Genomic DNA, 13,843 nt, shown 5'->3' with positions numbered 1-13,843 from the left:
AGAGAAAGAGACTCTATATCCGTATAGTCCATAAAGTTCAATATATAGATAATCTGATTAATTAAACCGTAAATATGGAGAGGAAGAAAGTAAGATGCTTAAAAAAGTTACATCGATTGTAGCTTCTATTATAGGAGCCAGTCTGCTACTAACAGCTTGTAGTAGTGAAGATAAAGAAGCAAAAAATAATGCAAAAGCAATTGACAAGAATGAAACAAAACAGTCCATTAGTTTACCGTATATAGCGGAGATCCCAACAATGGATGTAACGAAGGCAACGGATAGTGAATCAATGAATGTAATGCGGAATGTGTTTGAAGGTCTGTACATACTAGGAGAAGATAACAAATTAATTCCTGGTGTGGCAAAATCTTATGAAGTGAGTAAAGATAAAAAAACATACACATTCCATCTTAGAGATTCAAAATGGTCCGATGGAACACCTGTAACAGCTGCAGACTTTGTATTCTCTTGGAAACGTGCTGTGAACCCTAATACAGCCTCGGAATATGCATTTCTATTCTTTGATATAAAAAATGCAAAGCGAATTAATAGTAAAGAGCTACCTGTAGATCAGCTAGGGGTAAAAGCAATTGATGATAAAACATTTGAGGTGCAATTAGAGCAGCCTGTCCCTTATTTCATTGATTTGACAACGTTTGCAACATTTTTACCTATTAACGAGAAATATTTTGAATCACAAGGAAAGCAGTATGGCTTAGAAGCAAATCAATTGGTTTATAACGGAGCGTTTACTCTGGATAATTGGAAGCATGAACAAGGTTTTCAGTTGAAAAAGAATCCGAATTATTGGGATGCTAAAGCTGTAAAATTAGACAAAATTAACTTTGATATTGTTAAAGATAAATCAACAGAGATAAATTTATATGAGTCAGGTCAAATTGACCGTGTAGGACTAACAGGAGAGTTTGTAGATAAATATAAAAATAGTTCTGATTTCAAAGAGCGACCTGAAGTAACTATGCAGTTTTTACGTATGAATCAAAAAAATGAGGTGCTAAAAAATAAACATGCTCGTTTGGCAATTAGTCAAGCAATGAATAAGAAAGCTTTTGTAGATACAGTGTTAAACAATGGTTCCCTTCCTGCAGTTGGTTTTATACCAGCTAATTTTGCTAAAGGATCTGACGGAAAAGACTTCCGAAAAGAAAATGGGGATTTAGTAAAAGATGATGTAAATGCAGCGAAAGAGAGCTGGAAAAAAGCAAGACAAGAACTAAAAAAAGAACAGATAACACTAGAAATGCTAACAAGTGATAATGCAATAGCCAAGAAAAATGCGGAGTATTTCAAAGGTGAACTAGAAAAGAATTTAGAGGGATTAACGGTCCATGTTAAACCACAGCCACGCAAACAGCAAATTCAGTTGCTTCTAAATAGTGATTATGATTTAGGTGTTGATGTATGGGGACCAGATATTCCTGATCCGATTACATTTTTAGATTTGTTTACTACAGATAGTACATATAACTTTGATAAGTATTCAAATAAACAATATGATGAACTAATTCAGCAAGTGAAAACAGACTTAGCTGGTGATGAAAATGCACGTTGGGAGACATTGAAACGAGCAGAGAAAATATTATTAGAAGACGGGGCAGTAGCGCCTTTATTCCAGCAAGGAAGATCGTATTTACAGCGCTCTTCTATAAAAGGTATTGTGACAAATGATTTTGGTGGAGAATTCAACTATAAATGGGCTGAAGTTAAGAAATAGAGAAAAAAGGATTCGATTTATTCGAGTCCTTTTCGTTTGTATTGCCTTACAATTATGCATAATTGCATAATTAATTATCTTCTTATATCGACAAAAAACGACATTTTTTTCGATACGCTTATATTAGAATCGGATATAATGATATTGGGTTTTATAAATATATCGAGGGATATTGAGGAATTCTTGTTTTTTTAGAAGGGAGAATTTTATGAATGAAACACTTAAGAGAGAAGATAAAATTTCAGAACAAACATTAAACAAATTCTTGAGTAAAATTATTGATGAGATTGATTTCCAAAGGAAAAATCAAGAGGATATCGCTAAAATAATTGGAATTTCTTCAGGAACGCTTTCGAAGAATTTAACAGGGAAAAATCAATTTGGATTTTGGAATATAATTAAATTATTGAAGCTATTGTATGCGGGTGATATTGATAAACAACGAAAGATGTTACACACCTTCTGTTCTGTCACAACAAGCAAGAAGAACTTAAGAATTGCTATGGAATACGCCAATGCAAAAGGTGATTTATCACTTCTTAAGCTATTAGTAGAACAGGAAAGAAAGTCTTCACTTGCAATGAATAGGGAATGGGCTTATGTATATGAATTGGTATTACTTAGAAGTAATGGGACAATTAAAAAGCAGGAATTATTATCTAAGCTTGAAGATCATAAAGGTAGTAAGATAATTAAGACAAACGAGATGAAGGTCTTATGTGGTATACTAACTTACTACACTATGTATGATTTAGAAAACTATAATTCTCTGTTCAAATATGCTGAAATGTTACTTCCAGATGTAGATGCAATTACTGATAGTTTTATTAGGTCATCTTATCTAGGTAGGATTAAAGAAGGGTTAGCATATGCCTATTTAGTACAAGATAATCTTGAAATGTGTAGGAGTTTGTGTCAGGAGATTTTAGCAATAGATGACTCTAAAGATTGTTTCCATCTTTTAAGGGCATCCGCACTCGCATATATAGCAGAGTCATATACTTTCGATTGCTATGATAGTGCATCTTGGTATATGAAAAAGGCACTGAAGCAGTTGGGAGCATGTAATTTTGAAAGGGAAAAGCATAGAAAGCTATCAATTCTTAACACATATGCTTTCATTAAGTTAGTAAATAAGCAAGAATTAGAGAATATAGTTATATATCATTCTGCAGAAAAGTCTTTTTTAGAAATCATTAAGGGGAATTACAAAAATGCAGTTGAGATCCTGAGTGATTTAGAAAAGAAAAATGGGATGCTAACTCCGATGCAATATTGTTATTTAGGAATAGCAAAGAATGATATTTCATTAATTGAAAAGTCGATTGTGTTACTAGAGTGTGCTGGTAATAGGTTCTATTGTAGGTTCCCTAAAAAAATAGTGGTAGAATTTAATAAAAATGGTATAATGTACGAGGGTGGTGCTATATGAAGAAATTATTATTTGTAGTAACAAGTATTGTATTAGCAGCAGGAATTGTTTACACTGTTGTTGATAGTAAAGAGCAACCAAACAATTTAGTAAAAAAAGATTCAGAACAATTATTAGCTAGAATGGGTGACCCTGGAAGTGGGATGGGTTAACCTTTAAATAATTAGAATGCGATTGTCTCATAGGAGGCAATCGCATTTGTTGTTTTTAGGGATATTTCCTAAATATCAAATTCGAAATACAAGAAAAGTTTGTGAAACATTCACAAACTGATAGCTAATACGAAATCAAAATTTTAAACTATATTGTTAGTAAAGTTGCAAAAACCCCTGTGTTATCAAATCTACTGATAACACAAGGGTTTCCAAAGATTATTCCGCGAGGGCGGGGCATTGAAAATGTGTAGCCCCTTTTTACAGGCTAATATTAAACAAGTGCATTTAAATCACGTATCATATAAAATATGCTGAAAAATAATTTTACATTCATTTGGCAAAATGCTTTTTTATGAAGTAGGTGTAGTCAATAAGAACCTCTAACACTTCTTGCTGTTTTTGTGGAGGCAAATCGGATATTGCTACTTTAATTAATTCTAATTTACTTTCGAGGGGTGCATTTCGCCCGAATAGTTCATCTATGGAGACATTATGTATTTCAGCAAGCTTCATGATGGAATCTGCATCAGGATCAGCTTTCCCATATTCCCAATTTGCATAAGTAGTGCGGGCAATGTTTAGGCGATGTGATATATCGGATTGGGTATATCCTTGTTTTTTTCTCAATTCAGCAAGTCGTTTGCTTAGATGGGACATATCATCACCTTTTCCTTTCTGATTTATAAAGTTAGTGTAAAACAGAAAAGGTAAATTGTGTCCTAATGACTAATAATAAGTCATAATTTAATTTTCTTTGTAATAATTAGTTTAAATGTTATGATGATAGAGAAATATTTAGAGTTCTATGGGCAAAAAAACAGGAAGAAATCGAAACGTTAAATCGAGTTTCTTCCTATTATATATACTTACTAAAATAATGAATTTCCTATATCTATTGTGGCCAAGTTTTGACGTCTTGTACGCTCTCTTAAATAACGTTCTGTAGTCATGATAGATTCATGCCCTAAATAGTCCCTTATTTTTTTTAATTCAACACCCTTTTCCATTAAGTAATTAGCCATGAAATGCCTACAAGTGTGAGGAGTGATTCTATCCTGTCGGTAACGCAGAAAATCTAAATTTATTTCTTCTATTTTTTTGGCCACAAGAGAAGAGAGATAGTCCGCTCGATAATTAGATCCATCAGCTTTAGGGAGAAAAGCGGAGGTACTCGATGCATCTAGTTCTGTTGTTTGTTTACGTAAACTTCGAACATGGCATAAAGCATCCAATGTATCTTCAAAGATGCGAACTTCCCTACTTTTATTCCCTTTACCAACAACACGAAGTAGATAGGCACTTAAAGATGAATGATAGACCAAATCTGCCCATTTTGCAGTTGCGATTTCTTCGATCCGTAGTCCTGTTGTAGTTAACAGGAAAAATGCAGTGTAAACAAAATAGTTGGATTTTTTCAGTTCATCTAATATCTGGGTAACTTCTTCTGGATAAAGGTCACGATTGACTAGCTCTTCTTTTTTTACGGATACTTTTTTAAGGCGACTACTAAAGTTGTCTGAGAGTCCGTTATTATCATACACATATTTTAAAAACTGCTGAACTACTGTTTTCTTTTTACGTAATGTAGTGGCAGCATATTTCTTACTTAATTCATAGAAGTAGATTTCCATGTCATTATGGGATAACTCCTGGATGGTTCCGATTGTTTCTTTTATGTAGCGAAGAAAATGAGAAAGATCGTGCAGATACTGTTGTTTTGTTCGCTCACTTCTTTTTTTCGTTAAAGAAGGCTCATCGTGTAAAAATAAATAAACCAATGATTCTTCACTTAATTGGGAGTAGTCAATATTACGGATACCTAAACCCATAATTTTTTCAAAATGACTGCTATCAAAAAAATCTGATTTTGATTTTACAATTTGGTTATTATGTTCGTAATTTATAATATTCAAATTTAAACACAACCTTTTATAGAATGAAATATTAAACAAATTTTTTTATATAAGTTTTTATGATTCTAATTATACCACAATAAATAGATTATTTATTGTGGTATAAAATGAAATGATTAAATATTTATATTCGCCTTAAAATTTAACGTTTCTATTTAGATGATGTATAATGGAAATGTTTAATTGATTTTTTTGTACATTTCAATCCAAATGCGGTAGGAGGAGATTTTTTTGACTCATCTTCGTCTGAAAATTTTACATGAAATCCACAATTTAGAAAGTACCCATTGTTCAATTTGCCCTCTGAACAACCTATCAGTGAATTGTACAGATGAGCAAGAACAGGCAAAACAGAGAAACTACAAACATTGTAAAGGTTGTCCCATTTTCGATTCCATACGAGAAAAAGGAGAGCAATTGAATTCTTTGTCGAAAAAGAGTACATTTAATAAAGTACGAGAACGTTATATGGAAAATCCATTTAAGTATCTTCAGTATAAGGAGTACTCAATCACAGATGTAGTAAAAGAAACAGGTTTAACAAAGTATCAACTAAGAAAATTCAAACAACAGCTAGAGTGAGAGTTTCGGATGAGGTGAGAAATGGACTATTTATCTTTAGAAGAGGTATGCGATAGGGTAGGTTTAACCAAAAATCAATTAGGCTATTTAATTAAGTATAAACAGATCGAACCTATCAATCTGGCTACCTGGAAAGCAGATGGCGGATATCGTTTTGAGCAAGAAGACGTAAAAAAGCTAGAGGAATTATACAAAGACTCTTTAACATTAAAAGAGGCAGCTGAATTTCTAAATAAATCTAAGACTTACGTTCATAATGCGGCTAAAGATGGGATATTGCCCTTTAAAGAGATTGCTAAAGGGAAATCTACTGAACGATTATACTTAAAATCCGATTTGGAAATTTTCAAAGAAAGAATTGAAAATAGATCAAAAGAGGAGTCGAAAGAAAAAAAGCAGCATTTAAGTCTATACCTTGATGAAAAGGTATTGGAAGCAATAAAGAAAAAGGCTGAAAAGAAAGGGTATAATGGCTACAAGAAGTTTGCTGAAGACATTTTAACCGCAGAAGTAAAAGAAGACATAGAAGAATAGAAATTTCAGAGGAAATAGATCCCCAAAAAACAAAAAACGTTATAAGGGGTCTATTTTTGCTTTTAAGAAACTTATAAACTATTAGGTCTAATTGCATTAGCTTAAACACAAATGACGTTTACAAGCGAATTTGAGAGGTCGTTTTTTTGTTTGTTCAGTCAAAATTGCTGTTATTACAAAAAAAGGAACTGATTATAAGAGAAAAAGTTTCACAATCTATAATATTGATATTTTTGGAAAATAAGGTATTATTTACTTAATAGTATGAGAGGCGTTCAATAGAAGAAAGTAATTTGATATAAAACATAGAAAATAAATTACGAAAAAGAAAACTTTAAGTATACATATTTATATTATAGTAAACTAACTAATGTTAGATATTAGTCTACATACTAAGAAACTTCTTTTTCAAATTTAAAGCTACTATCAAAATTAAAAGGGTTAATTTAATATATCCTAATACAGTAGGGGTTATGGTATAATGTAGATAGTAACTGAAGACGTGCGGTGGGAGGTTGCACCCTTTCTTTCTCTTAATTAAAGAGGGAAAGGAGGTGTAACCGATATGGATTTTTTACTTCAATTATTACAAGATGCTACGAAGCTATTCATTACAGTATTCGTAACAACTTATGCAACTGCTTATGCAAATAAGTTAGTTAAAAGTAATAATAAACGTAAAAGAACCACCGCGTCCGGCAAGACAAAAGGTGGTTCAAAAAGAAAATAACTAAAAACTTGCAACCAACCACCTTACAGCGGCAGTTACATATTGGACGGGATGTTTCCAGCATCCTGTCTTTTTAGTTTATGCAATTAAGTTAAGTGCTATACTTTATATACATTAAATATGCATTCAATATATATGTTCTACTGTAAAGATAACATATTTTTATTTTTGGGTCAATTTTTCTGTAGAGTTGATGCACCTCATATTAATTTTCAATAGTAATGAATATATCTATTTATATAAAGCGAGAGTATACTTTTGCTTTTCAAGCTGGTGATTTTCAAGTAATAACCGTATATAAATCAGTGATAGGTTATAATTTTCTTAATATACAAGCAAAGAAGGGATGGAATGAGTACACAGATTAAGGTAACACCTGAACAATTAGAGCAAGCTGCTAAAACTATAAGAAATACGAGATCATCATTAGAATATATACATAAAGATTTATACTCTCAAACTGAATATATAGCTTCTCAGTGGAGCGGAGCAAGCAGTGATCGTTTCTATCAGATGTTTAATGAAGCCAAGCCAATGATGTTTAACATTTTGCAAGAATTAGATAAAATTGCAGTAGAATTAGAACGTGCAGCTGTTAAATTTCGAGAAGCGGATGAATTGTATGGCGGAAATTTAGTTGATTCTGATATTCAAGAAGATGCCATGTGTGGAAAACGCCCTCCAAAATCAGAAGAGTCATTTTTCAATAAAAAAGATTTAAATGCTGCGTGGACTGGTATTTCTACTGGCTTTGTAGATGGTGCAGTGGATGCGTGGGAGGGACTAATATCCTTAGGTGATAAAGAAACCTGGCTGAATATGCGAGATGCGATTGTAAACTATAGGGAGACTATTCCTGCTGCATGGAACACTGTATCAGATACATTTATGAATAAATTTTGGAATGGAGATATGGAAAGTAGAGAGCATTATGTAGCTTATGGTGTAGCAACTTTAGGACTCGGGTTTCTGGGTGATAAGGGTCTTAGTAAAGCAGGACAAGTAGGGAAGGTAGCTGCTATTACAGGTTTTACAAAAGGAAAATCACTTGTAATTAATTCTCCGGCATACAGAAATGCATTACACATATTAATTAACTATGAATTTAAAGCTGGTAATCATCTTTCATATGCAGGTGTCGGTAGTACACAACAATATTTACAGAAAGCTGCCACCTATACTTATGAAGGTAAAAATGGTCCAAAGACAATTAGGTTAAGAATGGGTGAATTAGCTGGAGATAAACATCCAGTTTCAGGTATACCGTATGACTTAAATGGATTCCCTATTTTCGATGCTTTTGCTGAAGTAAAATTAAAAGAAGTTGACTTTAAAAAATCAAGGCCTACTCATGATAGAATATGTAATAAGCTTTTATACGAACAAATATTAAAAGATCCAAAACTAGCTGCTAAATTTACAGCAGAGGAAATTGAATTATTTAAAAATGGTCAGAAACCCAAAACATATACATGGCATCACCATCAGGACACAGGCAGAATGCAGCTTGTAGACGCGAAATTACATAAGCAGACTGGTCACACGGGTTGATATAACATTTGGGGTAAAGACGGAGAAAAATAGGGAGGTTTATTAATGCATAACATTGTATGGGTCGGTGTAAGTATAGAAAAAGTTACAGATTATGAAATCGAACAAGTAGAAAAATGCTTAAACATTAAACTACCTAATGATTTTATTGAATGTGTGAAAGAATACGACGGAGGTTACCCTCGTCCTAAAATATTTGATGTACCAGGACAAGATGAAAATGTATTCAATGATTTATTGACCTTCCATATGGAAGATGAGTATTCAATTGTTAAAAATTACGAAGATGTAAAAGAAGAATTATTAGACAACATATATCCTTTCGCAAATGACCCTTTCGGGAATTTCTTATGCTTCGACTATCGTAACAATCCCACATCACCAACAATCGTATTTTGGGATCATGAAGAAGAGGACATGGAAAAAGCAATACATCCTGTTTGCTCAACATTTACAGAATTGCTTGCTAGTCTACGTGATTTCGAAGAAGAAGATTATTGAGGAAACTAAAAAAACGGTCTAGAATTCTAGACCATTTTTTTATGATTTACTAATTTTCCAACCTTCGTTCTTTTTCTCTACTTCAATTAAGATTACTTTTTTAGGATTACCTTTATATACAGCATCAACAGTTACTGTAGCAATTTCATTTTTCTTTTCAACTTTTCGAATTTTGTAGCTTTTAAGATCCTTGCTAACTGATTTCATTAGTCCTGCATTTCCGCCCACAATAGCAACGATTTTCTTCGCTTCAGGAGTGAATAACTCTCCAAAATCTTTTACATTTCCTTCTTTTGCAACTTCGAAATATGCTGTAGCAACTTCTTCAGGATCACGATTATCTCCACATGCCGCAAGTGCTGTAACTGATAAAGCCATTACCACCTTTTACATGATCATACGAGCAAACTTGTTCTTCATTCAAACCGCTCCTTATATAACTTAATTTCAACTCGTAAAAGAAGAGTAGGGTAAGTATACCTATTATTATAGTATTGATTTCCGTTATATACATTAGTATAATAATGTGAGATTTATAGGGGTATAACAGACAACATTCATTTTTTAAAATCATAAAATCGGATTCACTTATATGAAAGATAAAAGCCCTTCTTTGGTCTTATCCCTGTCAAGTAGACAGTATTAAAAAGACTAAGCAGCCATGGAGATTCGATATTCTATCGGAGCTCGATGGTTGAGTCGTTTTTGGAAACGTTTATAGTTATAAAAGTAAATATATTCTTCAATTGCTTGTATTAAATCCGCTTCTGTTTTAAAATGATTCAAATACAACATCTCCGATTTAAAATGGGAGAAAAATGACTCGATACAGGCATTATCATGGCAGTTTCCTTTGCGAGAGTGGCTGCCAATGATACCTAAATCTAAAAGTCGTTTGTTGTAGGCATGAGATGTGTACTGGAATCCTTGATCTGAATGGAGAATGGTTCCACACACATCTCTTTTTTGTGCCAACATTTCAATTGTATCTAATACAAGTTCATTATCATTACGCTTGGAAATTTTCCAAGAAACAACTTCGTTATTATAAATATCTTGTACAACAGAAAGATAGCGGAAGCCCTCTTGAAATCGTAGGTAGGTAATGTCTGTAACAAGCGCTTCATTTTGCTGGCGATTTTTGAATTCCCGGTTTAAAACATTTGGAAAAGTATTAGAATAATTCCCTTTAAAGAAGCGACGCTTCTTCCGAATAATAGATTGAATGTTAAGCTCACTCATTAATCGATATACTTTTTTGTGATTTATAAAATACCCCTCTTCTTGTAAAGCGATTTTCATACGTGGATAACCATATTCTTTGTGCTTTAGGTGAATAGATTGAATTACCTTTTTTAATCGTTTATCGGATTCTAGTCGCGTGTTGTTCATACTTTTTGTATGAACCCACTTATAGTAACTTGAGCGATGTACATTCGCAAAATTAGTAAGCCATATAACAGGATATTTTCTCTTTAGTAATTCAATGATATGATATCGTTCTTTATATTTTAGTACGCCCCCATTTACAGATTTGGATACTGCTTTTTTAAATATTCAACCTGAGCCTTATAGTAGTCACGCTCTTCTTCAACAGTTTTAAAATGAATCCGTTTGCCTTTTAAAGGGTTCGGTATACCTTTCATTTCACTATTTTTCCCACGAGTATCTATAATTTCACCACATTCTTTATATTTTTTCACCCAATTTTTAAGTTGTGTAGAGCTTCTAATCTGATATTTTTCCGCTATCATATCGTAGCTTCCCTCATCGTTTAAATAACTTTGAACAGCTGATAACTTGATCTCATTTGAGTATGTATTAAATGTTGTACCATTTTTGGCCATGAAAAATCCCCTCCAAGTAATAGTGTAACATCCATGTGTATACATGGTCTTTTTCACACTGTCTACCTAAAGTGGATAATATCACTTTAATTAGAGGGGCTTTTATCTTTGCTTAAAGACTACAGGATATACATGAGCAGAAATGTGGTAATAGTTATGTAGTTTGTATCTGTATTAGTTGTTCCCAAAGACAACAAATATATTTCAACACAATTGACAAAAATAGAATATTTAAAATATTTATAGAGATCATTAGAACAATAACCTATAATAATACAAAAGAAAAATCAATAAAAATAACTAGATTGAGGTAAATGAAATGCCATTAAAATTATGGATTAGTCGTGAGGAAGAAGCAGGAATTTCTGATTTTAAGAGCTATGAAGAAGCAAGAGAGTATTTTAAAGAGAAGTAAGGAGATGCCTTCCAGCTTTCTGAATCTTAGAGGTAGATGGTGAACAAGTGTATTTTTATATGTATATCGTAGATAAGAAGAAATTTAATAAAATGCAGGAGTATATGAGCAAGCATAATACGAGATTTATTAACGCTGGAAACCCCAAAACAAAAGGGTTCATGGAATCATATCAATCGATTCAGATCTTCGAAGACGGCAGAGTAAATATCAAACATTAAAAATAACAGAATTATAATATTTAAAGTGCAAACCTGAAAAGAGACTTTTATTTTAGAGACACATTTTTAGGTTTTTTTAATAATTGTTACTTAATGCATAATTTTATATTATATATATTAAGTATTAATATTTGTATAATATATATCTAAATACAAATAAAAGAATGCAAATTCGCAAATTGACAAAATATTTATGTAATTAATAATAAATAATTAGATATTATGATGCAATATCCTTGAAGTTATAAAATTGAAAGGATGGAAGAAAAATGAAAAAGTTATTTCTGAGCTTCGTTTGTTCTGCTACATTATTAAGTGGAGGGGTTCCCGGTACTGAAAGTGCGAAAGCTGATGTAATTGACGGGTATTGGACTACATGGGAGGTTCAATCTAAAGAAACAGCTGGAATTGAATACGGACCGTGGGTGCGCGAGTAGGAGAGGCAAGAGGAAAACCTGGTTGTGCTTCTTTAACTATCTCAGATAGTAGATCAGTAAGCAATACTTATTAAGGAAATCTAAAAATACCTATGCGTAAGTTAGAAGGTACAGCTGGATTTTCAATTGGAAATACATTTACGAGAACTGCAACATATACTGTTCCTGTCACGGATCCTAATAAAGTGTATTACGTAAATAGTCGAAATATCTATCAAAAATATAATGTGAAGCAAAAATCTGAATATAGGGTCATGAGAGAAGTAATTCAAACTGATACCCAAACAGTAGTCGCAAAAGAATTCACAGGATTCGGTTATGATTGGGGAGTTAAATAAAAACCATATTGTATTAACGAGAATGGAAATAGGATAGAAGATGAAAAATCGAATTATAAGCCACCTATCATTGTGAATAATTGGCATAACAATATGACAACTACGAGTGAAGATACCATTATGTTTCAATATCCTCTTTATATATCAAAATCAAATTATACTAAAAACGATCTGGAATTTAGTGTAAAATCAAATAATACTAACTTTACAATTTATCAAACTCAACTCTTGTACAAACAGGAACAATTCCCTTGGAATTGTTATAGACTTACTTTTAATTTAAAAAGCCAAAAAATAGGGAAATATAAGTTTAAAAATGGGAATTTTCATTTGAAAATAAATGGTATTAAATATGCTACGTCACTAGGTGATTCCATCATAAATATCATTAAAAAAGATCCTTCTAATGTTGAGATTGTGGGTGGATCTGCGGTAATAGATAGAATTAAAAATTTAATAGAATATGAATGCTATTACAATATTAAAAATAACGGTACTAAAGATATTCTTGTTAAGAATGTAAAAGTAAACGATGATATTTTAATAACATCATCGTTTGCCAATTCAGTCATTATTAATCCATAACAACAGTAAACTGTAAAGTTTAAACTAACATTAGATAATTCAGTGAAGAATACCTTAATACATCCTCTTATTATATACGATGATAAAAATCTTGTTGGCCCACCAATAATTATTGCTGACCCTCTATATAATAACAAAATAGAAAAAATCATGAAATGAAATTACTAAGTAAAACGTAATCTATTGTAATTTCAAAGAAACAAGTGCTGAAACGTTTATACGTACAATGCATTTACTCCCCAAAAATCTTAATTTTTGAGGAGTTTTTTTATATGAATTATATCCGTCCGAATTTATTTATATGATTTAACATTAGATCACATGGATTTTATATAAATCTAAAAAATTATGTTTAGACTTTCATGTATTTTTACATAAATACATACATTGAGAAAATTAGCTACATATTAATTAATTGTAAGCTTATATTTTACTTAAAAAAATTGAAGTGTTTAGCTGCCATTAATATCTAATAATTAATATACTGAAATGGAAATTATCGTGTTTAAGAAACTATCTTTAATAGCAGAGTATATTGTGATTTAATTATAGGAAATATATTTATAAATATAATAGCGAGAGCTAGTAGAAATATTTACACAAGTCTCTGCAACTTTTATAGCCACTTTTAGTATGACTGCAGGAATACGATTGTTATGCATAACTATAAATTATTACATAGATAATATATTATTATATCTAAGAATATTAATAAATAGTTACAAAAGTATGTTAGTAGCTACTTCATACAGGCAAAGTGATTGTATATCTAATCTAACCCAATTCACATATACTTTTTCCTCTTATGAAAATTTCATTATTATTTTATAAGTATACATAAAAAGCTATTAGGAGTACCGTCAC

15 protein-coding genes are annotated in these 13,843 nt (G+C 31.7%); 11 read left to right on the top strand and 4 right to left on the bottom strand.

All coding sequences use genetic code 11. The features are described from left to right. Nucleotides 1-94: 94 nt before the first annotated feature. The 3 genes from NST86_RS32530 to NST86_RS32520 all read left to right on the top strand — a co-directional run bounded on the left by NST86_RS32530 (nucleotide 95) and on the right by NST86_RS32520 (nucleotide 3,322). Complete coding sequence (locus NST86_RS32530; protein WP_340935348.1) at nucleotides 95-1,738, top strand: peptide ABC transporter substrate-binding protein; 1,644 nt, start codon at nucleotides 95-97, stop codon at nucleotides 1,736-1,738. A 208-nt stretch (nucleotides 1,739-1,946) separates the two neighbouring features. Continuing rightward, a complete protein-coding gene (locus NST86_RS32525) occupies nucleotides 1,947-3,170 on the top strand; it encodes an AimR family lysis-lysogeny pheromone receptor (RefSeq protein WP_340935347.1) in 1,224 nt (407 codons plus the stop codon). Then, nucleotides 3,167-3,322 carry a hypothetical protein gene (locus tag NST86_RS32520; RefSeq protein ID WP_340935346.1) on the top strand — a complete coding sequence of 52 codons (156 nt, stop codon included), beginning with the start codon at nucleotides 3,167-3,169 and terminating at the stop codon, nucleotides 3,320-3,322. Before NST86_RS32525 ends, NST86_RS32520 begins: the two co-directional genes overlap by 4 nt. Nucleotides 3,323-3,655: 333 nt before the next feature. Here NST86_RS32520 and NST86_RS32515 read toward each other — a convergent pair whose 3' ends face one another. Continuing rightward, on the bottom strand, nucleotides 3,656-3,982 hold the full coding sequence (locus NST86_RS32515; RefSeq protein WP_076775908.1) for a helix-turn-helix domain-containing protein: 327 nt from the start codon (nucleotides 3,980-3,982) through the stop codon (nucleotides 3,656-3,658). Nucleotides 3,983-4,194: 212 nt separating this feature from the next. Next, nucleotides 4,195-5,238 carry a tyrosine-type recombinase/integrase gene (locus tag NST86_RS32510; RefSeq protein ID WP_076868469.1) on the bottom strand — a complete coding sequence of 348 codons (1,044 nt, stop codon included), beginning with the start codon at nucleotides 5,236-5,238 and terminating at the stop codon, nucleotides 4,195-4,197. Nucleotides 5,239-5,469: 231 nt separating this feature from the next. On the opposite strand from NST86_RS32510, the gene NST86_RS32505 reads away from it, so the two are divergent. From NST86_RS32505 to NST86_RS32485, 5 genes are all read left to right on the top strand, one after another. Then, the gene (locus NST86_RS32505; protein WP_000149387.1) at nucleotides 5,470-5,820 is read left to right on the top strand and encodes a hypothetical protein; all 351 of its coding nucleotides are present in this window, start codon (nucleotides 5,470-5,472) and stop codon (nucleotides 5,818-5,820) included. Between the two features lie 21 nt (nucleotides 5,821-5,841). Next, on the top strand, nucleotides 5,842-6,354 hold the full coding sequence (locus tag NST86_RS32500) for a helix-turn-helix domain-containing protein (protein ID WP_340935344.1): 513 nt from the start codon (nucleotides 5,842-5,844) through the stop codon (nucleotides 6,352-6,354). 565 nt (nucleotides 6,355-6,919) lie between these two features. Further along, on the top strand, nucleotides 6,920-7,084 hold the full coding sequence (locus tag NST86_RS32495; protein WP_000346798.1) for a hypothetical protein: 165 nt from the start codon (nucleotides 6,920-6,922) through the stop codon (nucleotides 7,082-7,084). 351 nt (nucleotides 7,085-7,435) lie between these two features. Further along, a complete protein-coding gene (locus tag NST86_RS32490; RefSeq protein ID WP_086423609.1) occupies nucleotides 7,436-8,635 on the top strand; it encodes a WXG100 family type VII secretion target in 1,200 nt (399 codons plus the stop codon). Nucleotides 8,636-8,680: 45 nt separating this feature from the next. Beyond that, a complete protein-coding gene (locus NST86_RS32485) occupies nucleotides 8,681-9,136 on the top strand; it encodes an SMI1/KNR4 family protein (protein ID WP_086423610.1) in 456 nt (151 codons plus the stop codon). 39 nt (nucleotides 9,137-9,175) lie between these two features. On the opposite strand, the gene NST86_RS32480 is transcribed toward NST86_RS32485, so the two are convergent. Both NST86_RS32480 and NST86_RS32475 read right to left on the bottom strand, forming a co-directional pair. Then, nucleotides 9,176-9,514 (bottom strand): DUF4878 domain-containing protein, encoded by a 339-nt coding sequence (locus NST86_RS32480; RefSeq protein ID WP_086423611.1) that lies wholly within the window; start codon nucleotides 9,512-9,514, stop codon nucleotides 9,176-9,178. Between the two features lie 273 nt (nucleotides 9,515-9,787). Beyond that, a protein-coding gene (locus NST86_RS32475; protein ID WP_445661337.1) for an IS3 family transposase occupies nucleotides 9,788-10,983 on the bottom strand; the annotation gives its coding sequence in 2 pieces (ribosomal slippage) (nucleotides 9,788-10,689 and nucleotides 10,689-10,983; 1,197 coding nt in all). A gap of 905 nt (nucleotides 10,984-11,888) precedes the next feature. On the opposite strand from NST86_RS32475, the gene NST86_RS32470 reads away from it, so the two are divergent. The 3 genes from NST86_RS32470 to NST86_RS32460 all read left to right on the top strand — a co-directional run bounded on the left by NST86_RS32470 (nucleotide 11,889) and on the right by NST86_RS32460 (nucleotide 12,979). Next, a complete protein-coding gene (locus tag NST86_RS32470) occupies nucleotides 11,889-12,056 on the top strand; it encodes a hypothetical protein (RefSeq protein WP_176342991.1) in 168 nt (55 codons plus the stop codon). A 92-nt stretch (nucleotides 12,057-12,148) separates the two neighbouring features. Next, a complete protein-coding gene (locus NST86_RS32465; protein WP_086423617.1) occupies nucleotides 12,149-12,394 on the top strand; it encodes a hypothetical protein in 246 nt (81 codons plus the stop codon). Nucleotides 12,395-12,514: 120 nt separating this feature from the next. After that, entirely contained in the window at nucleotides 12,515-12,979 is a 465-nt protein-coding gene (locus tag NST86_RS32460) for a hypothetical protein (protein ID WP_340935342.1), read from the top strand. Nucleotides 12,980-13,843 lie beyond the last annotated feature (864 nt).

The sequence above is a fragment of the Bacillus sp. FSL L8-0199 genome (assembly GCF_038005705.1).
GTDB classification, from domain to species: Bacteria; Bacillota; Bacilli; order Bacillales; family Bacillaceae_G; genus Bacillus_A; species Bacillus_A cereus.
This window is presented reverse-complemented; position numbering and strand designations above follow the sequence as displayed.

What these genes read in the sequence shown, in the direction of transcription:
- NST86_RS32530 (WP_340935348.1), top strand. Translation starts at nt 95, where the DNA reads ATGCTTAAAAAAGTTACATCGATTGTAGCTTCTATTATAGGAGCCAGT.
- NST86_RS32525 (WP_340935347.1), top strand. Translation starts at nt 1,947, where the DNA reads ATGAATGAAACACTTAAGAGAGAAGATAAAATTTCAGAACAAACATTA.
- NST86_RS32520 (WP_340935346.1), top strand. Translation starts at nt 3,167, where the DNA reads ATGAAGAAATTATTATTTGTAGTAACAAGTATTGTATTAGCAGCAGGA.
- NST86_RS32515 (WP_076775908.1), bottom strand. Translation starts at nt 3,982, where the DNA reads ATGTCCCATCTAAGCAAACGACTTGCTGAATTGAGAAAAAAACAAGGA.
- NST86_RS32500 (WP_340935344.1), top strand. Translation starts at nt 5,842, where the DNA reads ATGGACTATTTATCTTTAGAAGAGGTATGCGATAGGGTAGGTTTAACC.
- NST86_RS32495 (WP_000346798.1), top strand. Translation starts at nt 6,920, where the DNA reads ATGGATTTTTTACTTCAATTATTACAAGATGCTACGAAGCTATTCATT.
- NST86_RS32490 (WP_086423609.1), top strand. Translation starts at nt 7,436, where the DNA reads ATGAGTACACAGATTAAGGTAACACCTGAACAATTAGAGCAAGCTGCT.
- NST86_RS32485 (WP_086423610.1), top strand. Translation starts at nt 8,681, where the DNA reads ATGCATAACATTGTATGGGTCGGTGTAAGTATAGAAAAAGTTACAGAT.
- NST86_RS32480 (WP_086423611.1), bottom strand. Translation starts at nt 9,514, where the DNA reads ATGGCTTTATCAGTTACAGCACTTGCGGCATGTGGAGATAATCGTGAT.
- NST86_RS32470 (WP_176342991.1), top strand. Translation starts at nt 11,889, where the DNA reads ATGAAAAAGTTATTTCTGAGCTTCGTTTGTTCTGCTACATTATTAAGT.
- NST86_RS32465 (WP_086423617.1), top strand. Translation starts at nt 12,149, where the DNA reads ATGCGTAAGTTAGAAGGTACAGCTGGATTTTCAATTGGAAATACATTT.
- NST86_RS32460 (WP_340935342.1), top strand. Translation starts at nt 12,515, where the DNA reads ATGTTTCAATATCCTCTTTATATATCAAAATCAAATTATACTAAAAAC.